Origin of the sequence: Streptomyces sp. NPDC057565, assembly GCF_042801455.1 — a bacterium.
GTDB classification, from domain to species: domain Bacteria; phylum Actinomycetota; class Actinomycetes; order Streptomycetales; family Streptomycetaceae; genus Streptomyces; species Streptomyces yanii.
In genome coordinates, this window is sequence record NZ_JBHVFU010000042.1 from 1 (window position 1) to 24,743 (window position 24,743).

Consider the following 24,743-nt stretch of genomic DNA (forward strand, 5'->3'; position numbering starts at 1 on the left):
GCGCCCGCACCCCTGCTTGGCGGGTGCCCGTAGCCATAGGTAGCCGTCGGCGTCCCGGTCGTACGGGCCCTCGTCCTGGTAGGTGATGCCACCGCACGGACCGATCACCACGGGGCTGCGGGCCTGCTCCGCCGACCACGAGGCGATATACGGAACGACGAGCGGTCGCGGGAAGGTCGTCACCGGACCTGCCGCGGCTTGCAGTCGTCGCACAGCGGGATCGTTGCCCCCACGACGCTGAGGCTGGCGAGGCTGGTCGTACCGCAGCTCGCGCACCGCCGGCAGAGACTCTGCCACGCGTTCTTGAGCCGACGCCGCTCCTTGCACGGCCCGTCAGCGCCGCAGTCGGCGTGGGTGATGGTGTGGCCCACGTAGGCGCGGTACGCCTCCTCAACACCCACGGTCGTCTTATCCGTGACCGTCCTCGTCCCCCTCCACCGCCCGGCGCTCCCCGAGGGCCCGCTGATAGCGGCCGTAGGTGACGAGCTGCGAGACCGCGTCCGGGCTGCACAGGGCGCCGGGGCCGTCCATCGGCACACACCAGTAGGACCGGAACATCTCCGGCTCGGTCCGCTGCGGGCGCGGGACACCGAGGAAACAACCGGACCCGAGACACTCCGCCTCCGGCACCTGACGGTCGGCCCATTGCGGTAGCCGTGACGTGCTCGCCGGTACGAGCGCGTAGTACCGCTGAGAGGACATGTCGATGAAAACGGGACCGTGGACCGCTTCGTCCAGATAGACACCGATGCGCTTGGGGTCCTCAGTGCCGGCGGCAGCCTGCACGATGCCGGCCGGGATGCGGATCGCGGCGAAGGTTCCGCCGCACCGCAGGAGCGCGATACCCCTCGTCGCCCACTGGTCGCGGGCCTCGTTCATGTCCGGAGCTGCGGTGAGGAGCCAGTGGCCTACCGCTAACTCCCGTTCCTGCCTGGAGTGCACGGGCACTCCGGGGCTCAGCTCGTCCGGGGCTTGTACGTCTCTCACCGCGCGGCCCCCGAGGCACCGCGATCGGTGTCTTTGAACTCGTCTGCACGGTAAAGGAGTTGGGTACGCTCAAACATGGCGACTCCTAGCCAGTCGTCCATGCCCCGGGGTCGGCGGTCAGCATGACCCCGGGGCCTTAGCGCAAAGAGTGACTTTCCTGCGAAAGACCCGCCTCCTGCCGCGGGGTATACCCATGATGGGTACACGCGGCGGACAGTTACCGCGCAGACTCAGGCGAGCAGGAAGAGTGCCGCATGATCTACCAGCCACCTACGGCCCTGCCGCGCCGTCTCCTCGACGACGAGGACATGTACCGCGCACTGACGGCCCACGACTTTGGGGCGGTCTTCCGGATCGCCCGCGAGCGGGCAGGGATCAGCTACTCGAAGATCGCCGCCGAGTGCGACATCAAACCTGACCGGGTCGGAACACTCGCACGGGGCCAAGGCCGGATCACGTCCTTCGAGAAGATCGTGCAGATCGCGGATGCTCTACGCGTCCCCGGGCACTTGCTCGGCCTCGCTCCCCGACCCTGGGAGGCCGACGACGCTCCTGCTGGAACTTCCAGCACAGAGAACGGACCGCACGTGCGTCGCCGAACCATCCTCCAGGCAGCAACCAGTACCGGCCTCGCTGCCGCCCTCCCCGCCCTCCACCGGCCTGACCCGCCGCGTCGCATCACCGACACCTACATCGACCGGCTCCGCGAACGCACCACCCGCCTACGGCGCCTCGACGACATCCTCGGCGGCGGCGACACCTACCGCACGTATCTCAGCGAAGTGCAGTACACCAAGGGCCTCCTGCGGCGCGCCAGCTTCACCGACGGCACCCGCCGCCGTCTCACCGCACTCCTTGCGGAGCAGGCCCAGCAAGCAGGGTGGGCGGCCTTCGACGGAGGGCGCACGAAGGACGCCGGATCCCTGTACGAGGAGAGCCGCGACTTCGCACGCAAGGCACAGGACGCCGACCTCTACGGCAACAGCCTCGCGTTCCTCGCCTACAAGACCCTCGCAGACAACCGGCGCACCGCCGTCGCCTTCGCCGAGGACTCCTGTGCAACGATCACCGCCCGGACACCGTCCTCAGTCCGAGCCCTGCTCTACGAACGTCTCGCCTGGGCCTGCGCCGTCGACAACCAGCCGAAGAGCACAGAACTCGCCCTCGACGCCGCACGCGAGGCCCTTGAAGGCGCGCAGGACGGCGAGCCTCAACCCGACTGGTCCGCCTGGGTCGACCGCACCGAGCTCGACATCATGACTGGCCGCTGCTGGACTGAACTCCGCCGCCCCCTGCGGGCCGTGCCCGTCCTCACTGACGCCCTCAACCGGTACTCCGACGACCACGCCCGCGACAAAGCGCTCTACCTGTCCTGGCTCGCCGACGCCTACCTCACTGCCGGCGAGGTCGAGCAGGCAGCCGAGAAGACCGGCCGCGCGCTCGAACTCGCAACGGGCGTCGCCTCTATCCGGCCCCGGCAGCGCATCGAGCCGCTCCTCACCAAGCTGCGGCCCCACGCGGCCCTCAGTACGGTCCGGGACGCCTTGGAACGCGCGGCCGACTAGGACGCTTCCGAGGAGACGGATTCACCGATCCACTGCTTGCACCGCTCGGCGCCCAGGACGATCGGGACGGCGCACAGCTCGGGGTTGTCCCACGGGTGGCGCTCAAGCAGGTGCGCCTCCAGCTCCGGGTAGCGGTCGGTCGTCGTCTTGAGGAGGAGCTGCCACTCCTCGCCAGTGCCGTACTCACCCAGGTGCCAGAACACGCTGGTGACCGGCCCAATGATCTGGGCACCTGCGGCAAGCCGCTCCTTCACCGCCGAACCCGCGAGGTCGATCGCCTGCTGTTTCGTCTCCGTGGCCGTGGATACCTGCACGTATTCAGTCATGGCCGGGAGCCTAGCCAGCAGGTGGCGCCACCCATCTGCTAGTTGGCCAAGATGCACCGCCGACGGGGCAGGGTGTCCGCCGAGTCGGTGCGCCCGGCGTCGGACCCCGCCCCCTACCGCGGCAGCTGTCCTTGGCTACCGAAGTTGACCGGTGGCTCGTGACTCACTCTTCCAGCGACAACGGCCAGATATACCCGAAGGCTTCGGCGCACTCTCGATAGCCCCCGCAGACCACCGCGCCGTTCAGGGGGTGCGGGCGCCGGACGGCGGCGACGATACGTTCGGCCTGGAGCTTCGGGCTTTCCTCTGTCACCGCAAACCCGATCTTCAACTGGATGGACGGATCGGCGCTCTCACGCGGAACATGCAGGGAGACAAGGACCTGTCCAGGGTCCGAGTCCCATACGGAGACCCAGAACGGGTCGCTGTTCCATGCGGCCAGGGGATTCGGCACGACTAGCAATTGCTGAGCCACCAGGTCAGCGACATCCCACGCCAGCGAAGGCCGCTCTGCCAGAGCCACAGTGCTCCCCTTATTCGAACCTACACGCCCCGGCCTGGAGCACACACGAGCCGTTGCCGCAAACGTGCTCGCCCGCATCCTACCGACGCGGCGGCTGGTCACGCGGGCGAGTGCCTGAGCCGTCAAACCTCAGCGTCAAGGACAGCGACCTCGCACACAGGTAAATCGCCGACCCGCTCGCGTCTCACTCAATCCAGTCCGCGCAGGTCAACACGAGCTGGTCGACTAACTTCGTTGCGACAGGTCAGCAGCCATGCCACCCCACCCGCGGCCTCACTGTCCTGTGACATCGAACTTTGAGCGTGTGACATCGATTCCTAATGCCGTATGTCAAGGCCCACTGGCCCCGATGAGCGCCGTCGCCCCGGCGCCGGAGGTATGGAGCAGCGGTCTCTATCATGATCGGGACAAGTCGTTGGGGGAGGCGGGATCCGGCCGTGGCATACCAGCTCACGTTCTTCTGTCGATCGGGCGAGGAGAACGGGCAGGCGGCAATCAGCCGCCTTCTGGACGAACTCCTGCCAGCCGGTGCCCTCCTGCTGACGCACCGGTCTGGCCCGTTCGTGGACGAGGTTGCTGTTTGCTCGCTCGCGACCCGGGGGCCCGCCGGGGACCCCGCGGCTGACTGGCTGACCCTTGAGGTCCACGTAGGAGTGGAGTGGATCGCGGAGTCGGTGATCGCTACATCGCCCGAAAACGAGCAGGGCATCTGGGGCTGCGACCTGCTCGCAACGGTCACCCTCACCGGGGACATCCCTGACTGGCCGCTCGTCAACCGCATCTGGGATGCACTGCTCCGCCTCTGGAGCGCCACCCCTTGGGATGAGATGTCCGGATTCGAGATAGCAAAGAGCATGCCGTAGATCGAAGCCAAGCGGGCAAGTCCAACGAGTAGGCGTGTGACTCCAGGCAGCGTGACCGAGGCTCAGCTCCTCCCGGCAGGTGCGGGCGTCCCGGGCCGGGCTGGCTGGTAGCAGCGTTGGTCGCGAAGGAGGGCCCAGATGACGTTGACTCGGCGCCGGGCCAGGGCGAGGACGGCCTGGGTGTGGCGTTTGCCCTCGGCGCGCTTGCGATCGTAGAAGCGCCGCGATTCGTCGCAGCAGCGGATGCTGATCAGCGCCGAGGTGTAGAAGACGCGTTGGAGCTTGCGGTTGTAGCGTTGTGGGCGGCGGAGGTTTCCGCTGATCTTGCCGGAGTCGCGGGGTGCGGGCGCGACTCCGCCGAAGCCGGCGAGGCGGTCGGGACTGGCGAAAACGGCCATGTCGCCGCCGGTGGCGGCCAGGAACTCGGCCCCGAGTATTGGGCCCAGGCCCGGCAGGTTGGCGAGGATCTCGGCATCGCGGTGCTCGCGGAACCTGGCCGCGATGACCTTGTCCATCTCGGCGATCTGCTGGTTGAGAGCTATCACCTGGGCGGCCAGTGTGTGGACCATCCGCGCGGCTGTCCTCTCGCCCGGGACGCTGGTGTGCTGGCTTCCAGCAGCCTCCAGCGCCGCCTCGGCAATCTGGCCGACGCCACGAACACTGCGGTTCCGCAGCCAGGTCTCCAGCCGTTTGGCGCCGAGGCGCCGCAAGGCGGCGGGGGTCTGATAGCCGGTCAGCAGCGTCAGCGGCCCGGCGTTGGTGAGATCCAGGGCCCGGTCCAGCGCCCGGAAGATGCCGGTGAGATGGGCTCGGAGGCGGTTGACGGTGCGGGTGCGGTCGGCGACCAGGTCCGAGCGGTGACCGGTGAGGAGCTTGAGGTCGGTGGCGATCTCGTCGCCGGTCCGTACGAGCTGCAGGTCACGTCGGATGCGGGTCTGATCGGCGATCACCGCCGCGTCCTTGGCGTCGGTCTTGCCCTCGCCGCGGTAGCCCTCGGAGGCGCGGTTGATGGCCCGTCCGGAGATGTAGAAGGCGCGCTGGCCGTGGTTGAGGAGCACCGCAATGATCAGGGCGGCTCCGCCGTCGGCGAGGTCGATGCCCCAGGTCACCTCGTTGCCCAGGGCCAGCACGTCCGCGAGGAGCTGGAGGAGTTCCGGCTCGTCGTTGGCGACGCGTCGCGACAGCAGTCGGCTGCCGGTCTCGTCGATCGCCACGCAGTGGTGGTGGGTCTTGCCTGCGTCGATACCGGCCCAGATGGCGGCCACTCGGTTCCTCCGTGAATAGGGTTCAGTGGGCTTGCCACGGACGACCTCGCTGTCGATTCCCTACGGAGCGATCGTGCGCAATTCCTAATTGGCAGCCGAGTCGTCGTGGGGTGTCGGGCGGTCAATCGTTGGAAGCCACAAGCGGCAGAAGTTTGAAAGCCACACCCGACACCCCTGGGCGGGCCAACCATACGAAGGGCTGGCCCGATCCCGTGCAACAAGGTAGGGAAGTTTGAGTGACCAGGTCGGCCGACCAAGCTCCGGCCTCCGAGCGGTGTCAGTAGGGGGCGGCAGACTGCGCGCATGGATGCTTCTCACAACACCGATCGCTGTGACCGTGCTGGGCTGGTGTGGGTCCGGTCGATGGGCGGCCCCTTGATCGTCGTTCCGGAGTCCTCGGTAAACGCCTGGGGTGGATGCACGGAGGACGGTTCCGTCCTCGGTGATGCCGATGGCCGTGATGACTACGACCGCGCCTGCGAGGTGGAGGACTGGGCCGGTGTGATCGCCGTGGGCGCGGGCGCCGTCACTGCGCTTGTCCTGGCCGATGAACCTGCAAAGACGTGCTTCCTGCCAGAGAAGCTGCTGTTCGTGCGGTGGCTGGCTGCGGACTCCGAGGCCGAGTTGTTCGCGGCAGCCGAGGCGGTCCTGGCCGATCCGGACACCGCTTGGGAGGACGGCGGACTGTGGGTCACCGATGGCCCGGCGGTGTTGATGGATTCGGCCGAAGCGGGCGCCGATCTGGGAGTGGAGTATCCCGACGGGGGTCAGCCGGACCAGGCTCCAGTGCAGCTCCCGGCGGGTCGGTGGAGGGTGCGTGCGGTCCATCAGACCGGCGAATTCCCGTGGGTGGGTGTGGTGCAGCTCGTCGCCGAGGACGGCCAGGCCTGACGCTCAGCATCCCGTGCCACTCAAACTTTGATGGCACAAACCTAATGATCATCAACCTTCGATGGCAACGACCAAGGTTCGATGGCACAGGACACTCACGGCCTGCTGCGCTACAAATCCCCACGGGCATAGACTCGAACACATGTACGACCTACCCCCTACCTGCCACGCCTCCGCACTCTGGAGACGTTCCTCGTCATGCTGCTGGCCCGGCACGCCAGCGGATCGGCGAAGTCGAACAGCAGGAGCGCGGGAAGCCGCGAGGCGGGGAGCAGCAACGCGCGGAGCAGGCCGGCCAGCACGAGCAGGAAAAGCGGCAGCCCACGGAGCCGCCGAGCGAAGAGCGGCGCCCACGCCCGCGCACCCCGGACTGGGGCATCACCGACGTCGGCATCGGCGTCCCACGGGCCGAGGTCCACCGCGGCGACTGCTGGGTAGGGAGAGAGCTGCGAGCAGTCAGCCGGGAGGAGGCCGCTGCCGCCCTGGCCGAAGGGATCCCGGCCTGCGAGGTATGCCAGCCGGACACTGTGCTCGGCAGGCAAGGGTGACCCTCCGCTACTGACCTTGTAGGGGTGGTGTCGCGGGGGCTGACAGCTCGTGATCGTCGCGGTATGCCCGAAGCATGAAGTATCCGCAGGGTGGGGGTCTGACCGCGGAGCGACAAGCGTTCCGTGAGCGGGTCCGGATGGAAGCGGTCGGCATGTTCGTCGATGGGCTGGACAGTGCCGTGATCGCGAAGGAGTTACGCGTCAGTGTCCGGTCGGTTCAGCGGTGGCGGCGGGCCTGGCTGGAGGCTGGGCAGGACGCTCTGCGTTCACGCGGCCCGGCCTGTCGGCCCAAGTTGAACGAGGTTTTGTTCGGGGTATTGGAACAGGAGCTGGCCAAGGGCCCGGTCGCGCATGGCTGGCCGGATCAGAGATGGACTTTGGCCCGGATCAAGACGCTGGTCGGCCGCAGGTTTCATAAGCGCATGACGCTGTCAGGTATCTCCCAGATGCTCAGGCGGCACGGCTGGAGCCATCAGGTTCCCGCCCGCCGGGCGGCTGAGCGTGACCAGGCGGCGGTGGCCGGCTGGGTGAAGGAGACCTGGCCACATGTGGAAGCATCGCGGCGGCGCTCGATGCCTGGATCTTCTTCGAAGACGAAGCCGGGTTCTCTATGACGCCGCCGACCTCACGAACCTGGGCCAAACGCGGACACACGCCGGTGATCCGGGTTCGCGGACGATCCCAGCGCCGCTACTCCGTCGCGGCCCTGTGCTGCTACAAGCCCGGCGAGCGTTCGCGCCTGATCTACCGGCCCCAACGGCATACCGACCACAAGCGAGGTGGCCGCAAGAGCTTTGCCTGGACCGAGTACCGCGACCTTCTGATCGCCGCCCACCAACAGCTCGGCGGGCCCATCGTCCTTATCTGGGACAACTTGAACGTCCACAAGGACGCCCGGATGCGCGCCTTCATCGACACGCATGACTGGATCACCGCCTGCCACTTGCCGCCCTACGCACCCGACCTCAACCCCGTCGAAGGCATATGGTCCGTACTCCGCCGCACCACCCAGGCCAACACCGCCTTCACCGACCCCGACCACCTCCTCCGAGCCCTACGACACGGCCTCCGCCAACTCCAATACCGCAGCGACATCATCGACGGATGCCTCACCGAGACCGGACTCAAACTGACGACACCACGCCTCAAAGCTCAGTAACCCCACCTCGCGACGAAAGGTCACTCTGCAAGGCGAACGATCAGGCGAAGGGTAAAGCTGCGAAACGAAGAGACCGGCGTCACAGGACACCAGGCGCTCCGCCAGGGCCTTGGTCGACCCCTTCACCCGCGTGCGAAGGAATTTCACTCGGAGGACGTCGTCACGTCAGACGTCCTGCAGCGTCCCGTCGTTCGGGAGATCGGCGATCTCGGACGGCGCGGGCGGCCAGGCGTGCACGGGCTTTCCGTGCCGCGAGAGCCGGACTGTCATCGGCATCCCGTTGTAGTCGCCCTTCAGCTTCCGTGAGGTTGCTGTCGCAGGCGGCGATCACGACTCGCGTTGCCTGAGGTGGGCGGTTCAGTTGGAGACTGGACCGCCCACCGCCCTACCTACGATGCCTTCGCCCAAGCTCGGTTGTTGCCGTGCCACGCGAAAAGACCGAACTTGTGGTTCACGGGGCCAGGACTGTTCCCAGGTGCGCCCCGGCCGGTGTGCCGAGCTGGGTCGATCCGTAGGAGGTGGACGCGGACAGGCCCAGGCCCGTGCTGTTGCTCGGGACGGCCAGGAGCGTACCGTTGCCCGCGTCTTCGCCCGCTGCGCCGATCGTCAGGTCGGCGCGGCCATAGCCGGAAAGATCCGTGAGGGAGACGGACGAGCCCAGGTTGTCGCCTGTCTCGGTGGAGCCGGGGACGCCGCTGGTGTCCTGCGAGATGGCCTGGGCGCCGGTTCCGGTGAGACCTGTCGAGCTGCCCTTGAGGAGGATCGATGTGCCGGCGTCGGACTGGTTCACCGAGTTGCGGGTGATGTCCTCGTTCGGGGCGCCGGTCAGGACGTCCGCGTAACCGTCGGCGTTGTAGTCGCCGACCGAGACGGCGGCGCCCATGGCGTCGCCGGACTCGGCCGCGCCCGGCACGCCGGAGGTGTCCTGGTGGACGACCGACACGCCGGTGGACGTCAGGCCCGTGCCGGCGGTGCCGTAGAGGGCGCTGACCTGGCCGCCCGCGTGCGCGCCGGACTCGGAGGTGGAGGGCTGGCCGACGGCGATGTCGTCGACGCCGTCGCCGTTGATGTCGCCGGCGGCGAGGGAGCGGCCGCCCTTGACGGACAGGAGCCCGGCCTTGGTGAGGCCACCGCTGCCGCCCTTGAACCAGAGGAGGCGGCCGATGCCTGTGGCGTCACGGTAGGTGAGGGCGACGTCCGCGTAGCCGTCGCGGTTGAAGTCGCCGGATGCGGCGTCCTCGTAGGCAAGTTGGGTGGTGGACGTGGTCAGGGTGCCGTACTGCGTGGTGGTGCCGGTCAGGCGGGTGTTCCAGCTGCCGCCGCTGCCGGTGCCCGCGGAGAAGACGTCGGCTTTGCCGTCGGCGTTGAAGTCGCCGACGGTGACAGCGGAACCGAGCTTGGCGCCCGCCGCGGTGGTACCGACCGTGGTGTACGAGAGGCCTGAGGTGAGGCCGGGGCCGTACAGGACGGTGACGGCGCCGCGGTCGGCGTTGCCGGAGGTGTCGTCCTCGCCGGGTACTCCGATGGCGAGGTCTGCGTAGCCGTCCCCGTTGATGTCGCCTACTGCCGTGGCGGCACCGAACGAGTCGCCGCTCTCCGCCGTGCCCGGGACGCCCGAACTGGCCTGGGTCAGCGTCTTCCTGGCGGCTGCGGAGGGTCCCGTGAGGGAGCCGGGGACGACGGTGAGGCTGCCGCTGGCGTTCTTCGGCATGGCGGCGACGAGGTCGCTGACACCGTCGCGGCCCAGGTCCGCGGTGGGGCGGGCGGCGGAGGCTGTGGGTGAGGTGGTCAGGGCACGCAGGTCAGCGAGCCGGTCGTGCAGGTTGGCACCGGGGCAGGCGGTCGCCATGAGGTCCTGGTGGCTGGTGATGCGGTCGGTCTCGACCTGCTGGCCCGCGGTGTAGCGGCCGTTGTCGAACTCGGCGGTCAGCGTCGTCTTCGACAGCGGGTCCGCGCCGTACAGGCCGAGCTTCCACCCGGCGATACGGGAGATCGCGGCGCGCGCGGCCGGAGTGGGCTTGGCGGTCTCCATGTTGCCCAGCAAAGAGATACCGACCGTGTCGGGGTTGAAGCCGAGGGTGTGCCGCGCCTTGACCGGCTTGTCGACACCGCCCTTGCTGCCCTCGAAGATCTGCCCGCACTTGTCGACGACGAAGTTGTACCCGATGTCGCCCCAGCCCTGGGTCTTGACGTGGAAGGCCTGGATGGACCGGACCATGGCTGCGGACTGCGCACAGCTGTAGCTGTTACTGCCCGCCTCGTGATGAACCACGACGGCCTTGACTGCCGGGCTGTAAACGGTCGGGCACTGCACGATCGACTCATCCGCACCCCAGGCAGCACGGGAGATGATCGCCGGCTTGGGGACAGGCCCGGTGGCCGGCGTCGCGGGCGCAGTCGACAAGCCGTCCAGGCAACGCGGCCCGGTCACCGAGGTCGGCGACGGGCTTGCGCTCTCGGCAGTGAACGCGGCGAGTTCGCTGCCCGCGGTGGGGGACCCGCCCGTCCCGGGGTCGACCAGGTCCAGACGCATCGACGCGGGCAGGGACCGTTTGCCGCTCACCCGGGCCTCAATGCCGTCCGACGGACCCACCCACAGCGGCTCGGTACTGCCACGCATGCCCTTGCCCGAGCCGTCACGCCCCAAGTCGGGCGGCGTGTCAGCGATCTCGAGCCCACGCCAGCCACTCCAGCTGCCGCCGGCGGCGCGCGTGCGGATCTCCACCTCGCCGCTGAGCCGCGCCTTGGCCGAGGGCCAGCTCACGGCCACCATCGAGAAATCCTCGGTGGCCGTCTGCTGCCGCTCACGCGCCGTCGCGGACGAACCCTCCAGGGCCAGGGTGCGGACGGCGGCGGGACGAACCTCGCGCTGCGGCTCCTCGGGCGAGGAAGTGCTGCCGATGGCCAGGGCGGCAAGCGCCCCGGAACCGATCAACGCCGAGGCAAGGGCGGGCAGGACGATCCTGCGCATTCTTCGCTGCGACAGCCGACGTCTACCCAACCCTGTATTACTGCTGTTCGACACAGATTCCCGCCCTGGTATCTCGATGTACATGGTCTGCACTCCACTCCAGCGCACCAGGCACCACATCCGTCACACCCTGCTGACGCCGCTCACGATGGGCATCAGAGGAATCCGTGACTGAATGCGGGACTTTCACGCCACATTCCGGGAGGCAACCGTCGCCATGAAGGTGACGATTGTCTCCCGGCATGAAGGTCTCAGCGTTGCTTGGGCGGGATTTCAGCGGTACAGGTGGCGCGTCCGTACGGGCCCGAGGCCGTGGCCATGTGGACCTCTCTGCCACGCAGGTCGACGCGGCAGGAGGCGTGGCCACCCTTGGCACCGAGCTGCACGGTCACTGTGGCAGGGCCGCTGGCGGGAGTGACGCGTGCGGCTGCGCGCCAAGGCAGTCGGGCCGTGGCTTCATGACCGAAGGCGGCCATCTTGCTGGAGCCCGTCTTGAGGCCGGCGTGGTAGGTGATGTCGGCGGTGCCGGTCCCGGTGACGTGGTAGGCAATGGGTACGGAGTAGGACGGCCGTGTCTTGCCGTTCCCGCCCCAGGTGACGGCGATCCCAACGGCGAGCAGTGCGACGCCGGCGATGCCGAGCACCGTAGGGACGCCGACTCGCATCAGACGGGAGAGATCGCGCTGGGCGGGGGTGCCTGTCGTGGCGGGCTCGCTGCCGTCCTCGGTCGAGACTCCCGTCGGCTTGGACGGTTCGGCTTCGCAGGCTGGTGGCGCCGTGTCGGCGGTGGTTTTGAACATGGTCATGGAAGTGGACTCCTGCAGGTGTGGTCAGGGGGCCAGGACGTCACCGATGTGGGCGCCGGCGGGAACGTTGAAGGTGCCGATGCCAGGGCCTGCACTGGAGGAGGCGAGGATGCCGGTGGCGCTGGAGTTGGCCATCAGGACCATGCCGTCGCCGGTGTTCTCGCCGCTGGCTCCCGCTGCCATGTCGGCGTAGCCGTCATTCGTGGCGTCCAGCAGGGCGACGGCGGTGCCGAGGCGGTCGCCGGGCTCAGGGGCGCCGGCCATGTCGCCGGTCGCGTCGATGGTGCCGGAGTTGAGGGAGACGGAGCCGGTTCCGGTGAGGCCGGTGGCGGATCCCTTCAGGAGCAGGGTGGTGCCCGCGTCGGCCTGGTTGGCGGCGTTGAAGGTGAGGTCTTCGCCGGGGGCGCCGGTGAGTACGTCCACGTAGCCGTCCTTGTTGACGTCGCCGACAGCGACGGATGCGCCCATGTCGTCGCCGGACTCGCTGGCGCCTGGCACGCCGGAGGAGTCCTGGTCCAGGGTCGTTTTCGAGGTGTCGGACAGGCCGGCGGCGGAGCCATAGTAGGCGGTGACGCGGCCTCCGATGACGGCCGCCGGCTGGCCGACGACGACGTCGGGGAACGTGTCCTTGTTGAGGTCGCCGACGGCGACGTCGACGCCTCCCGCGCCCTCCAGGCTGGTGGCGGTGTCGGTGTGCAGTCCGGTGGCAGAGCCGGGCAGGACGTACAGGGGGCTGGTGCCGTCCCACTGGGTGAAGGTCACCACGGCGTCCGGGTAGCCGTCCTTGTCGATGTCCCCCGAGGCTGCTTCGGCGTTGGCGGCCGAGGTCAGCGACAGGGCGGACGCGCCCGCGGCTACCTGTTGCGGCGCGGTGTCCTTGACGGTCCGGGTGGCACCGTCGATGACCCACATGGCATAGCTGCCGGGGCAGAAAGCCAGCACGTCGGCCTTGCCGTCGGCGTTGTAGTCGCCAATGGTCATGGCTTCGCCGCAGCGGTCGCCGCCGACGCGGGCGGAGGCGGGGGCGAAGTACATGGTGGTGTCCGCGGTGAGGCCGGTGGCCGATCCGTACAGCAGGGTGATGCCGCCGGCGTCGGTGTGTCCGGAGGTGTCGTCCTCGCCGGGGGCGGCGACGGCGAGGTCGGCGTAGCCGTCGCCGTTGATGTCGCCCCAGGCGGTGGTGGCGCCGAACTGGTCGTCGGTCTCGGAGCTGCCGGGCAGGTCGATCCCGCCGGCGAGGCTGTTCTGGGTGAGGGTGATCTTGGTGGCGCCGTTGGACCCGGTGGCGGAGCCGGGGGCGATCGACACGGCGCCGGCGCCAGTGATGGTGGTGTCGGCGGCCTGCGGAATGCCAACGGCGAGGTCGGCCTTGCCATCCTTGTTGAAATCGGCCGTCACCGGCGCGGCTACGGCGTAGGCGGTCTGGGGCACGGCAAGCAGGGCCGCACCAGCAACGACGGCCACTGCGATGGCGATACGCGAACGCAGGCGGGCGGGGACAAGCGCCATAACAATCTCCTTAAAGAGACGCACAGTCGCAGCGAAGGACGCCGTGGCGGTGGGGTCAGCCGGGATGCTGCGGGACGGCCCGCACACGAGCCCGGCGGTTATATCCCATGCATAGTCGCCCCGGCGAACGCCTGGACAGACCAGGTCAATTCAGCCGACCGCCTCGTCCCATGACTACTGCATTCACATAAACTGCCCCAATTGTTCAAGCAGTTGACGTGGGTATATCCAGGGGATTACAACTCCTCCGCCACACAGTGAATTCACAGCCGATCGGGCGGTCCGGTCGACGGTTAGGCATGCCGTCGGCCCATTTGCGCTGTCCGCACACACTTCGCGCGGGCGCCGCAACGAAAGGGACCTAAGACGTGAAAGTCCGATACAGGAGACTAATCTCCTGTCTGATCGTTTCGGCGGTAGCCAGTACGGCACTGCCGCAACTCGCCTATGCCGCACCGGCCTCGGGCGGTGACGATGACAGGGGTTTCGTCGACACCATCAAGGGCTGGATCAGCGCCGACGATTCCGACGATGAGGCGAAGCCACCGACCGGCGGCAAGCTGGAGATACCGAGCCGGCAGAAACTGCCGAAGGGCAAGGCCCGGTCTAAGGCCAAGCGGGTCAGGGAACTGACCTCGCGACGGACTGCGTCCGCCCGGTACTGGCAGCTCTCGGACGGTCGTATCGAGGCCGAACTGTCGGGTGTGCCGGAGTCGTTCCGGGACGGCAAGCAGTGGAAGCCGATCGACACCAAGGTCGCGCCTACTGGTCGCAAGGGCTTCGACTTCGGCAACACCGACAATCTGGGGCGCTCCTATTTCGGGCACAGCTCGAAGAACTTGCTGCGCTTCGAGGCCGACTCCGCCCACGCCGTGTCTCTGGGCCTGAGCGGAGCCAAGGACTCGCTCAAGCCCCGCGTCAAGGGCAACACCGTCACCTACAGGGACGCCGTATCCGGCGCCGATCTCGTCTACGAGGTCAAGAACGGTGCGGTCAAGGAAAACATCGTCCTGGCCGAAAAGCCGGACAAGGCGGTGAAGTTCGTCTTCACGCTCAAGACCGACGGGCTCACCCCGAAGGCGCTCAAGAACGGCACCATCGCCCTGTACAAGGACGGCGTGAAGCAGCCGGTGATGGTTATCCCGGCCGCCTTCATGACGGACGCCAAGAAGGACAAGTCTTCCCCCTACGGGCACGCCGCCTCCACCAAGGTGACGCAGAAGCTCACCCGGGACGGCAAGGACTACAAGCTCACCGTCACCCCGGACGCCGCATGGCTTGCCTCCAAGGCACGTTCGTATCCGGTGATGATCGACCCGACCATCACCTATGCGCCGCCGCCGTGCGATGACTCGAACTACGTCGGCTGCCTTTCGCAGGGGGTCATGGTCGACTCCTCCGTGCCGGACAAAAACTACAACGGCGTGGGCACCTCCAAGACCGGCAACTGGCAGCTCGGGGTGGGCACCACCGCTACAGGCAAGCGCCGTTCGCTGGTGAAGTTCCCCCTGGACGGCATTCCCGCCGGCGCGAAGATCGACAGTGCGCGGCTCGGCCTGTACTTCGACCAGACCCACACCACCGGTGACAAGAATGTGACGGTCGAGGCCCATAGGGCAACCGGTCCATGGGAGCAGACCGCCGCGACCTGGAACAACACCAGTTCCCTGTCCGGCGAGCTGTCCGGCACCACGGTCCAGGTCGACGACGGCGATGCGGGCACCGCTGCGGTCGGTGAATGGCCCCGTGTGGGCACCATCGGCAGCGTCAACGTCGGCAACGACTACGCGTACAACAAGAACAGCCTGACCGGCGAGTCCTACACTTGGCAGCCGAAGGTCAACGAGGCCGGGACGTACAAGGTCGAGGCACACTTCGCCCCGCTGTCGGATGCCACGACTGCGGCCCCGTACACAGTGACCTACGACAACAACGGCACCCCGGCGACGGCGAACTACACCGTCGACCAGAGCGCGGGCTCGAGCCCGGTGTGGAAGCAGCTGGGCTCCTCCCAGCTGAACTTCGCCAAGGGCACCGCCGGCAAGGTCGTCCTGGGTGACACCGGAGATGCCAACCATCGCACGGTCGCCGACGCGGTCCGCCTGGTCAACCCCGGCTCCATAGTCAAGGACGCCGGCGAGTACAACCAGTGGCACAACTTCCCGGTGACCGACACCGTGCAGAAGTGGGTGTCCGGCACCGCCACGAACTACGGCTTCGTGCTACAGGCCTCCAACGAGGCCACCTTGGGTCAGGGCGGCCCGTTGTACGAGGCAAGCGAGTACGGCTTCGGCGGCGAGACCGCCACGTACCCGAAGCTGACGGTCACCTTCGGCAAGGTCGGGACCAGCCTCAAGGCCCCGACCGTTCTGCACGACACCGGTGCCGAACTGTCGTGGAGCGCCTACAACAACGGCGACCCCATCGACACTGGTGACGACATCGTCGAGTACCAGATCCACCGCAGCGTCTTCCAGGGCTTCACCCCGGACGCCTCCACCCTGGTCGCTCCCATCGCGTCGGGCAGCACGAGCTACACCGACACCTCCGCCCTCGTCACTCAGCCGGACGCCAACGGCGGCGGCCTGGGGCGCGCGTACTACTACCAGATCGCGGTGAAAACCAAGGACGGCTCGCTGCTCGGCTCGCCGGTCCAGCTGGTCCGTCTGCCGCTGGCCGGCCGCACCACGGAGATCATCCAGACTCAGTCCGGGATCGCGGACACCACTTTGTCCTCGACCGAGTCCACGACAGCGCACGACACCATCACCGACACAGCGGTCGCGCAGAAGTGGATGAGCGTCGGAAACAACCACCCCACCCTCGGCAAGACCCGGGCACTGCTGAAGTTCCCGGTCAGCACCAACATCCCTGCCAGCGCCACCGTCATCTCCTCCAACCTGGACCTGTGGGGCACCACCACCAACCCCAACGGCAACGGTGCCACCTACCGGATGCACCCGCTGACCCGGGACTTCGACGAAACGGCCACCTGGACCAAGGCGAGCGCCGCCGGGAACTGGACCACCGCCGGGGGTGACATGGGAGCGGCCGAGGCCTCGACGGTCTCCAACGCGACCAACGACCCCAAGCGGTACCGGTGGGACGCGACCTCGCTGACCCAGAACTGGATCAAGACGCCGACCGGCAACAAGGGTGTGGCGATCCGGCTCGCCGACGAGAGTGCGACCGGCCCACAGGAACGCACCACCTTCCTGTCCTCCGAGGCGTCCGAGCCGCAGCTGCGCCCGCAGCTCCAGGTCACCTATGTCGACTCGACCACGCCGTCGACGTACTCCGCCCAGCAGACCCCGGCCCGTATGACCCCCAACTCCACCTACACGGTGGCAGTGACGGTCACCAACACCACGGCCACGACCTGGACCCCGACCAGCCACGAGCTGTCCTACCGCTGGTCGCTGCCCGACGGCACGGACGCCACCACCGGCGGTAACCAGGTCGCCACCGCGCTGTCGGCCACATTGCTGCCTGGTCAGTCGCGCACCCTGCAGGCGCAGGTCAAGACCCCGATCAATTCGGCCGAGGGCAACAAGCGCAGCGACTACGTGCTGACCTGGGACATCCGCAACAAGTCCACCGGCCAGTGGCAGTCCGCCGGCAGCCCAGCCATCCCCGGCCTGGCACAGAACGTGGCGGTGGAGGAGCCCACCTCCAACCAGCTCGGTCTGGAGAAGTTCTACTCGTACGCGGGCAAGAACACCGGCGCCGGTTCGTCGCTGATGAACAACCTGGCCGCCGGTAACAGCGTGTGGCAGTACAACGCCATCAACAACCCGGGCCGTGGCGTCAACACCTTCGCCCGTCTCGCGTACAACACGCTGGACACCTCGGACACGGTCCTCGGCCACGGCTGGTCCGCGCAGGTCTCCGGGCCGACTCGGCTCGGCGCTCCGCTGGACTTCCACCCGAACCCGAACCCGACCGAGATCCGTCTGCCGGACGGCGACGGTACGACCCATGTCTTCCGCAAGCAGCCGGACGGCTCCTGGAAGGCCCCGGCCGGTGTCCACTACAAGGTCACCCCGAAGGCGGGCCTGGACTGCACCCCGCTCAAGGACCCCATCCCGGACGCGTGGACGCTGACGCGCCCGGACGGTACGCGGTTCCTGTTCGGCTGCGACGGCTACATGACGTCGGTCGTCGACAACGACGGCAACACACAGACGTACACGTACGAGGAACGCAAGTCCAACAACAAGCCGACCAAGTTCCTCACTTACATCACGGACCCGGCCGGGCGTCAGTCGCTGACGATCGAGTACTACAAGAAGGGTGACGCGTCCTACCAGTACATCGACGGTACGGGCGCCAAGGTCTCCGGCACCAATCTGACCAACTCGAAGATCTACGACCACGTGAAGTCCATGACGGACATCTCGGGCCGGAAGATCAGCTTCTACTACACCGACAAGGGTCTGCTCGGGCAGCTCGTCGACGGCGAGGCGTGGACCCAGCCGAAGGTCTTCAAGTTCACCTACGACGCGACGCAGGGCAACAAGAACGTCAAGCTGGTCAAGGCGACCGACCCGCGCGGCAACGCGACCGACCTGGCGTACTACTACCCGAAGGAGGGCGACGACCCGAAGTACCACTGGTGGACGCAGACGATCACCGACCGTCGCAGATTCACCACAGACTTCGCGTACAAGCCCAACGCCACCATCAGCGACAAGTTCACCGACACCAAGGTGACGGACGCCGAGTCGCACGCCACGGATCACATCCTGGACGACTTCGGCCGTCCGGTGCAGATGACGGATGCCAAGTCCCAGACTTCCAAGCTGAGCTGGGATGCGGACAACAACGTCGTTCTGATGGAGGAGCACAACAAGGCCAAGGCTGCGTACTGCTACGACCCCAAGACGGGCTATCCGCTGCGTCAGTGGGACGCGGAAGTCACCAAGTCCTGGACGTCCTTCAACCCGACGGACTACTGCAACCCGTCCTCGTACCCGGACAAGGCGACAGCGTTCGAGTACACCACGCGGATCGACGGCTACTCCGCCGACCTTTTCCACAAGACGTCTCCGCTGGGCAACGTCTGGCAGTTCGGCTATGACGGGTTCGGTAACCAGACGTCGGTGACGGACCCGGAGGGCGTCGCCACGGCGACGGTCGACGGTGACTACACGGCCACAACCGAGTACGACGGTTACGGCCAGCCGACCAAGCAGACCGATGCCAACGGCCACTCCACGACCTACGCGGACTTCGGTCCGGCCGGCTACCCGGCGAAGATCACGGACGCGCTGAACAACAGCTCGACCTTCGTCTACGACGAGCGGGGCAACACCACCGAGGTGGTGAACGCCAAGGGCGCCAAGGTCACGCAGGCGTACGACTACTTCGGCCGCCCGCTGGAGCAGAAGTCGCCGAAGGAACAGGCCGCCGGGATCATCATCACGACGCCGGCCCCGGTCTACGACGCCAACAACAACATCGAGAAGGCCTTCGCGCCGAACGGTGCGGAGACCTCGTCGGTGTACGACGCGGCGGATCAGGTCACCGCGTCCCTCGCGCCCAAGGACATCTCGACGGACGATGAGCGGCGCACGACCACCACGTACGACAAGGTCGGGAACCCCCTGACCGTCACGGAGCCCAAGGGCAATGTGACGGCGACGGCCGGTGACTACACGACCACGTACACCTACGACGAGATCTACCAGCCCGTCTCGGTGGTCAACGCCAAGGGCGACAAGGTCTCCAGCGAGTACGACAACGTCGGCAACCTGGTCACCGTGGTGGACCCGAAGAAGAACGCCACCGCCGACACGGCCGACTACACCACGAAGTACACCTACGACCTGAACCACCGGGTCACCAGGACGACGGACGCGGCAGGCAAGTTCACCACCGTCAACTACGACCTCGACGGCCGCACCGACAAGGCGACGGACGCCGAGGGCAACACGAGCGAGACGGTCTTCGACCGGCGCGGCCTTGCCAAGGAGATCAAGGTCCCGTACTCGAAGGACGGCTCCGGGAACATCACCTACCGGACGACCAGGCTCGAGTACGACGAGGTCGGCAACCAGACGAAGGAGATCAGCCCGCGCGGCGTCGAGACGACGGACGACGCGACCGACTACACCGCGGAGACGGTGTACGACGAGCTGAACCGGGTCAAGGAGACGCTGACGCCGTTCGACAAGGACGACGTCAAGAACGCTACCCCAGACAAGACGTTCTACTTCTACGACACGGTCGGGCAGCTGGAGCGGGTCTCAGCTCCGCCGTCGCAGGGCCAGTCGGTCCGTAACGACACCGAGTACACGTACTTCGACAACGGCTGGACGAAGTCGGCGAAGGATCCCTTCGAGATCACCACAGCGTACGACTACAACGTCCTGGGCCAGCAGACGAAGAACACGCTGACCTCGGCCGGCGGTTCCTCGCAGCGGACGATGACGTGGGACTTTTACCCGTCGGGCAACCAGAAGGCGCGCTCGGACGACGGCATCCCGGTCGGCAATCAGGTGGTGGTCGTCGACTCCACGGATGTCAACAATGCCGCCACTCAGGGCACCTGGGGTTCCTCGACGGCCATGGGGCAGTGGGGCTACGACGTCCGTACGCACCCCAAGGGCACCGGCACCTCGTCCTTCACCTGGCAGCTGAACATCCCGCAGGACGGTACGTACGAGGTCTTCACCCGGCACGGCGACGTGACCGGTGCGGCCACCAACGCCCCGTTCAAGATCACCCACGCGTCGGGCGAGGTCACCAAGCCCGTCAACCAGACCACCCGGTCCGGTGAGTGGGTCTCGCTGGGCTCGTACTCCTTCACCGAGTCGGGCACCCAGAAGATCACTCTGTCCGACTTGGCCGACGGCACGGTCGTCGCCGACGGAATCAAGCTCGTCCGTGCCAACACGGGCGAGACCGACAACGAGAAGAAGGACTTCACCTACCGCTACGACGTCAACGGCCTGCTGTCCGAGGTCAAGGACCTCGCCCCCGGGGCCAGGGCCGACGCGTACGCGATGACCTACGACGAGCTGAACCAGCTCGCCAAGGTCGAGGAGAAGCTGGCCGGCACGGTCAAGAACACGACCGCGCTGACCTATGACGCCAACGGGAACCCGGTCACGACGACCCACGATCTGACGTGGTCGAAGTCCGAGTACGACATCCGCGACCTGGTCGACAAGATCACGAACGCGGACTCGCCGACGGCGGGCAACCAGCAGATCACCACCTTCACCTACACCGACCGCGGCCAGCCGCTGAAGCAGACGAAGCCGAACGGCAACACCGTCGACTACGGGTACTGGCTCAACGGCGCGGTGAAGTCGCAGACCGAGAAGAAGAGCGGCGGGGCGGTCGTCGCCTCGCACGACCTGGAGTACGACCCGAACGGGAACCGCTCCAAGGACACGTCGAAGGTGATGAACGCCGACAACGCGGCGGACTACCTCGACACCGTCTCGACGTTCGACTACGACCCGCAGGACCGGATCGCCAAGGTCACCAAGACCGGCGATGCGGCGGGCACGGAGACGTACACCTATGACGGCAACTCGAACATCGTCGAGCAGACGGTGGGCGGGACCACCTCCACCTCGACGTACGACCGCAACCGTCTGCTGAAGACGTCCGCGGGCGGTGTCTCCTCGACGTACAACTACGACCCGCTGGGCCGCCTGGACACGGTGTCCTCCAACGGGTCGGTGCAGCAGAAGAACTCCTACGACGGTTTCGACCGGATCGCGAAGAGCACGGCGGGCACGGGGGCTTCGGCCAAGACGACGTCGTACGTGTACGACGCCTTCGACCGCACGGTTTCGGAGTCCACGTCGGGCACGGGCGGGAAGACCACGGTCTTCACGTACCTGGGCATGGAGGACAAGGTGCTGCGGGAGGAGGTCGCCGGCAAGGCGACCAAGTCCTACCAGTACTCGCCGTGGGGCCAGAAGCTGACCCAGATCAAGCACACCGACGCGGCGAAGGAGTACTCGCAGTACCTCTACCACCCCAAGGGTGATGTGGAGGCGATCACCAAGGACGACGGCAACACCCGTGCCACGTACGGGTATTCGGCGTACGGCTCCGACGACGAGAAGCAGTTCACCGGTGCGGACAAGCCGGATGCCGCGAACCCGGACAAGGAGCAGTACAACGACTACCGGTACAACGCGGCGCGTCACGACGACGGTTCCGGCACCTACGACATGGGTTTCCGGAACTACGACCCGGGCCTGAACCGCTTCCTGACGCGTGACATGTACGGCGGCGCTCTGGACGACATGTCCCTGGCCACCGACCCGTACACGGGCAACCGGTACGCGTTCGCGGGCGGCAACCCGATCTCCTTCGTGGAGCTGGACGGTCACCTCTTCGGCATCGACATCTCGCTGTCGGACGTGGGCCACGCGGCGCTCGACGTGGCGGGCATGGTCCCGGTGATCGGAGAGGTCGCGGACGTCGCCAACGGCGTCTGGTACATGGCCGAGGGCAACTACGTCGACGGTGCCATGTCGATGGCCGCCGCCATCCCCGGCGCCGGCAACGCGGTCACGGCCGCGAAGTGGGCCAAGAAGGGCGCCAAGGCCGTCGACGCGGTCAAGGGCGCGGCCAAGGCCGGCGGCAAGAAGGTCGCGGGCAAGGCCAAGGCGGGCGTCAAGAAGGCCAAGCAGACCGTCAGCAAGGGCACCGGGAAACACCGCGCACCCAAAACCAAGAAGGGTGGCACCTGCAAGAAGAAGAACAGCTTCGTTCCCGGCACCAAGGTCGCCATGGCCGACGGGTCCACGAAGAACATCGAGGACCTGAAGGAGGGCGAGTACGTCCTGGCCTCCGACCCGGAGACCGGCGACCTGCAAGCGCGCCAGATCACCGATACCCGTAACCACAGCGGTGTCAAGCACCTGATCACCCTCACCGTCGACCCCGACGGCAAGAACGGCAAGGCTCAAGCCAGCTCCATCACCGCTACGGACGAGCACCCGTTCTGGCTGCCGGACTTCGGCAAGTGGGTGAACGCAGAGGACCTCGAGCCAGGTATGTGGCTCCAGACCTCGGCCGGCACCTGGACCCAGATCACCGCGATCGATGACACTCATCGTAGTGAGCGTGTCCACAACCTCACCGTCGACGGCGTCCACACGTACTATGTACTGGCGGGCGCCACGCCGGTCCTGGTTCACAACTTCAATGCCGAGTGTGAACTGGCGAAGCTACCTTCTCGGCCAAATGACGAGGGGCCGACGATGGGGCGTAGTTCGATCAGCGATGACGACATCATAAGCGGCGGAAGTAGCGATCCCCTCACCAAGGCGGCGAAGCGTTCTCTTGCCACGCGGCTCAAGGATCGGGGCCTCTTTCGGGGCAACGTTTGGGGGGACGCCGACCACGTCGAAACGAAGGTGGTCCACATGATGCACGAGGGCGGGATTGATCACGCTGAGGTCGTGATCAACAACGCAAATGGTCCGTGCTTCAAGGCGGATCGTCCTTCCTGCTTGGGCAACTTGAGCGATCTACTGGGCAGCAAGACGCTGAGGGTGCACTGGCGCGACAACACGGGCCGAATGACAGACCTACTGTTTGGAGGTATTGAATGACGACCAGCGGACTCCGGGTGCAATTTGAGTCCGAGCACGGTAGAACTCACTATGCTATCGGCAGCGCGGATGAAGTGGATTCATTCATCGATTCCCTGCTGAACGGGAAGCATGAGCAGAACTGTGCCATCGTCTATTCTCTTGACCGCCCCTCGCTGGCATCGGGATACGCGGATCATGAGCTGGCCGTCGGACTCAACAGGGTCACCCAGATGGGCGCGCTGACCTTCGCTGAAGATGAAAATTTCGCATCGAAGGGCTCGGTGGATCGCGGCATAGTCGAATACATGCTGCTCGGTCACGTGAGGGAGTTCATGCCTGGCTCAGAAATCCCTGTCGAACGTGTCCGTCAGGCAGTGAAGGAATTTCTCTGCAATGGCGGCGAGATTCCGACGTGCATCGAGTGGCAAGAGGAAGAGTTCTGAGTGCCGGATAGAAGAAGTGCCCGTGGTCATGACTCGTAACAGCTGACTTCGGCACACCCCCAGGGGGTCCCACCAGCCATGGTGGGACCCCCTGATCTTTATCGCTGAAGACGCATTGGCCGCCTCAGCCGCCACGCTCGCTCTGCTCGGCGCCAACCATCAGCCCGCCCCCGCGACCGACCCGGTCGCCTACGGGGCCACTGACACGCCGCTGTGCTAGGTGGCTCGGGGGCGCGCGTCCAGATTTTCTCTTCGAGGTTCAAGGCGGCACCCGCCCGCCAGAGCTGGCCGTCGTCGCCGACAGGCCCACCCCCGGGCGAGTATCTGACGCCCGTGCCGAGCGCCGGCGAGCGACCGGACCCAGGCGCGAGCTGGGCCCAACTTGGTTCCACCAGAGGCAGGTTGCGGGCGTAGAGTCCCGGCGCTTCGCACAGCAAGTTGTCGCCGACAACCGTCCTACGGCCGGATCGCAGGCACAGGGCCGACCAGGGGGCCGACCCTTCACGTCCGTCGCCGGGCTCACCGAGGGTGGCGGCCGGCGACGCCTCCGGCGGGGAGCCAAGCTCCCGGCCACCGTCGTTGGACGCCCTTTCCCGCCCCGGCTCCCGCGCCGCCAGACTGGCCGACGCACGAGCCCGGCCGCACGCCTACCGAGGGTGGCCCGGCAGCTGCCCGCCGGGCACCCAGCCTGCCTGATTGGTCTAGACCCTTGACGGCAGTAGTGAGGGCAACAACCACGAACAACCACGGCCGAACCCGCACCTCAGCGGACCGCCGAATACCGCTTGACCTGCGAAAACGCAGGTAGAGAGGGGTCGCGTAGCACACGTACTATGTGCTCGCAGGCGCCACCCCGGTCCTCGCACACAACAGCACCTGCCCCACTACGGATGAACGGGCGCATGCCAGAGCATCGGAGAATGCCGCATATTCCAAAGAGCCAGACCAATCTACCGGTGGGCTCCTTTGGATTAAGGGACATGGAGAGTTGTTTGACCTGTCTTCCGATAGGCTCCATCCGTTGATCAGAGCTAACAGGAACGAGATGCCTGCTGCGGCACGCCCCGGCCCCAATAGGTTTTACGGCTCGCATGTTGAGGTTCAGGCTGCCACCATAATGAGGATTCTGGCTAAACAGGCGGGATCTGGGGGTGAGGGTTTGGTTGCTCGGCTGATGGTTACGAAGCCTGGCGGGCCATGCGGTTTCTGCTCATCAAAAGTGGCAGGAATGCTGCCGGCGAACTCATCGCTAACGGTTCGATCTCAGCTCGGCCAAGTTTTCAGTGAGGAACCCTTCTGAGGATTAGCCAAGGCACGG

Annotated in this window: 16 protein-coding genes and 1 pseudogene; 9 read left to right on the top strand and 8 right to left on the bottom strand. The window is 66.7% G+C overall.

All coding sequences use genetic code 11. The features are described from left to right. Positions 1 to 213 (bottom strand): annotated as a pseudogene (locus tag ACFU8W_RS38665) (hypothetical protein); the annotation flags it as partial. 195 nt (positions 214 to 408) lie between these two features. Next, on the bottom strand, positions 409 to 942 hold the full coding sequence (locus tag ACFU8W_RS38670) for a hypothetical protein (protein ID WP_384047939.1): 534 nt from the start codon (positions 940 to 942) through the stop codon (positions 409 to 411). A gap of 299 nt (positions 943 to 1,241) precedes the next feature. Between ACFU8W_RS38670 and ACFU8W_RS38675 the strand changes: the two genes are divergently transcribed. Next, positions 1,242 to 2,552: a helix-turn-helix domain-containing protein gene (locus ACFU8W_RS38675; RefSeq protein ID WP_384047941.1), complete on the top strand. Its 1,311-nt coding sequence runs from the start codon at positions 1,242 to 1,244 to the stop codon at positions 2,550 to 2,552. Here the strand turns inward: ACFU8W_RS38675 and cutA are convergent. Next, a complete protein-coding gene (gene cutA, locus ACFU8W_RS38680) occupies positions 2,549 to 2,878 on the bottom strand; it encodes a divalent-cation tolerance protein CutA (protein WP_384047945.1) in 330 nt (109 codons plus the stop codon). The genes ACFU8W_RS38675 and cutA overlap by 4 nt on opposite strands. Positions 2,879 to 3,041: 163 nt before the next feature. Then, positions 3,042 to 3,401 carry a hypothetical protein gene (locus ACFU8W_RS38685; protein WP_384047948.1) on the bottom strand — a complete coding sequence of 120 codons (360 nt, stop codon included), beginning with the start codon at positions 3,399 to 3,401 and terminating at the stop codon, positions 3,042 to 3,044. Positions 3,402 to 3,838: 437 nt separating this feature from the next. On the opposite strand from ACFU8W_RS38685, the gene ACFU8W_RS38690 reads away from it, so the two are divergent. Continuing rightward, positions 3,839 to 4,264 carry a hypothetical protein gene (locus tag ACFU8W_RS38690; protein WP_384047952.1) on the top strand — a complete coding sequence of 142 codons (426 nt, stop codon included), beginning with the start codon at positions 3,839 to 3,841 and terminating at the stop codon, positions 4,262 to 4,264. Positions 4,265 to 4,326: 62 nt separating this feature from the next. On the opposite strand, the gene ACFU8W_RS38695 is transcribed toward ACFU8W_RS38690, so the two are convergent. Then, entirely contained in the window at positions 4,327 to 5,529 is a 1,203-nt protein-coding gene (locus ACFU8W_RS38695) for an IS110 family transposase (protein ID WP_384047955.1), read from the bottom strand. Positions 5,530 to 5,832: 303 nt separating this feature from the next. On the opposite strand from ACFU8W_RS38695, the gene ACFU8W_RS38700 reads away from it, so the two are divergent. The 4 genes from ACFU8W_RS38700 (at position 5,833) to ACFU8W_RS38715 (ending at position 8,127) form a co-directional block, all read left to right on the top strand. Continuing rightward, on the top strand, positions 5,833 to 6,420 hold the full coding sequence (locus ACFU8W_RS38700; RefSeq protein WP_384047958.1) for an Imm21 family immunity protein: 588 nt from the start codon (positions 5,833 to 5,835) through the stop codon (positions 6,418 to 6,420). 44 nt (positions 6,421 to 6,464) lie between these two features. After that, positions 6,465 to 6,968 (top strand): DUF6233 domain-containing protein, encoded by a 504-nt coding sequence (locus ACFU8W_RS38705; RefSeq protein WP_384047961.1) that lies wholly within the window; start codon positions 6,465 to 6,467, stop codon positions 6,966 to 6,968. A gap of 74 nt (positions 6,969 to 7,042) precedes the next feature. Next, positions 7,043 to 7,582 (top strand): transposase, encoded by a 540-nt coding sequence (locus ACFU8W_RS38710; protein WP_384047964.1) that lies wholly within the window; start codon positions 7,043 to 7,045, stop codon positions 7,580 to 7,582. Then, on the top strand, positions 7,579 to 8,127 hold the full coding sequence (locus ACFU8W_RS38715) for a transposase (RefSeq protein ID WP_384047967.1): 549 nt from the start codon (positions 7,579 to 7,581) through the stop codon (positions 8,125 to 8,127). Before ACFU8W_RS38710 ends, ACFU8W_RS38715 begins: the two co-directional genes overlap by 4 nt. 451 nt (positions 8,128 to 8,578) lie before the next feature. On the opposite strand, the gene ACFU8W_RS38720 is transcribed toward ACFU8W_RS38715, so the two are convergent. The 3 genes from ACFU8W_RS38720 to ACFU8W_RS38730 all read right to left on the bottom strand — a co-directional run bounded on the left by ACFU8W_RS38720 (position 8,579) and on the right by ACFU8W_RS38730 (position 13,413). Next, positions 8,579 to 11,098: an FG-GAP-like repeat-containing protein gene (locus ACFU8W_RS38720; protein WP_384047970.1), complete on the bottom strand. Its 2,520-nt coding sequence runs from the start codon at positions 11,096 to 11,098 to the stop codon at positions 8,579 to 8,581. 251 nt (positions 11,099 to 11,349) lie between these two features. Next, positions 11,350 to 11,904, bottom strand: coding sequence for a hypothetical protein (locus ACFU8W_RS38725; RefSeq protein WP_384047973.1), 555 nt, complete (start codon positions 11,902 to 11,904; stop codon positions 11,350 to 11,352). A 24-nt stretch (positions 11,905 to 11,928) separates the two neighbouring features. Then, on the bottom strand, positions 11,929 to 13,413 hold the full coding sequence (locus ACFU8W_RS38730; protein ID WP_384047976.1) for an FG-GAP-like repeat-containing protein: 1,485 nt from the start codon (positions 13,411 to 13,413) through the stop codon (positions 11,929 to 11,931). A gap of 368 nt (positions 13,414 to 13,781) precedes the next feature. Here ACFU8W_RS38730 and ACFU8W_RS38735 point away from each other — a divergent pair, with 368 nt between their 5' ends. The 3 genes from ACFU8W_RS38735 to ACFU8W_RS38745 all read left to right on the top strand — a co-directional run bounded on the left by ACFU8W_RS38735 (position 13,782) and on the right by ACFU8W_RS38745 (position 24,725). Beyond that, the gene (locus ACFU8W_RS38735) at positions 13,782 to 23,000 is read left to right on the top strand and encodes a DNRLRE domain-containing protein (RefSeq protein ID WP_384047979.1); all 9,219 of its coding nucleotides are present in this window, start codon (positions 13,782 to 13,784) and stop codon (positions 22,998 to 23,000) included. Then, a complete protein-coding gene (locus tag ACFU8W_RS38740) occupies positions 22,997 to 23,425 on the top strand; it encodes an Imm1 family immunity protein (RefSeq protein WP_384047982.1) in 429 nt (142 codons plus the stop codon). The genes ACFU8W_RS38735 and ACFU8W_RS38740 overlap by 4 nt, the downstream gene beginning before the upstream one ends. An 835-nt stretch (positions 23,426 to 24,260) precedes the next feature. Continuing rightward, positions 24,261 to 24,725: a DddA-like double-stranded DNA deaminase toxin gene (locus ACFU8W_RS38745; protein ID WP_384047985.1), complete on the top strand. Its 465-nt coding sequence runs from the start codon at positions 24,261 to 24,263 to the stop codon at positions 24,723 to 24,725. Positions 24,726 to 24,743 lie beyond the last annotated feature (18 nt).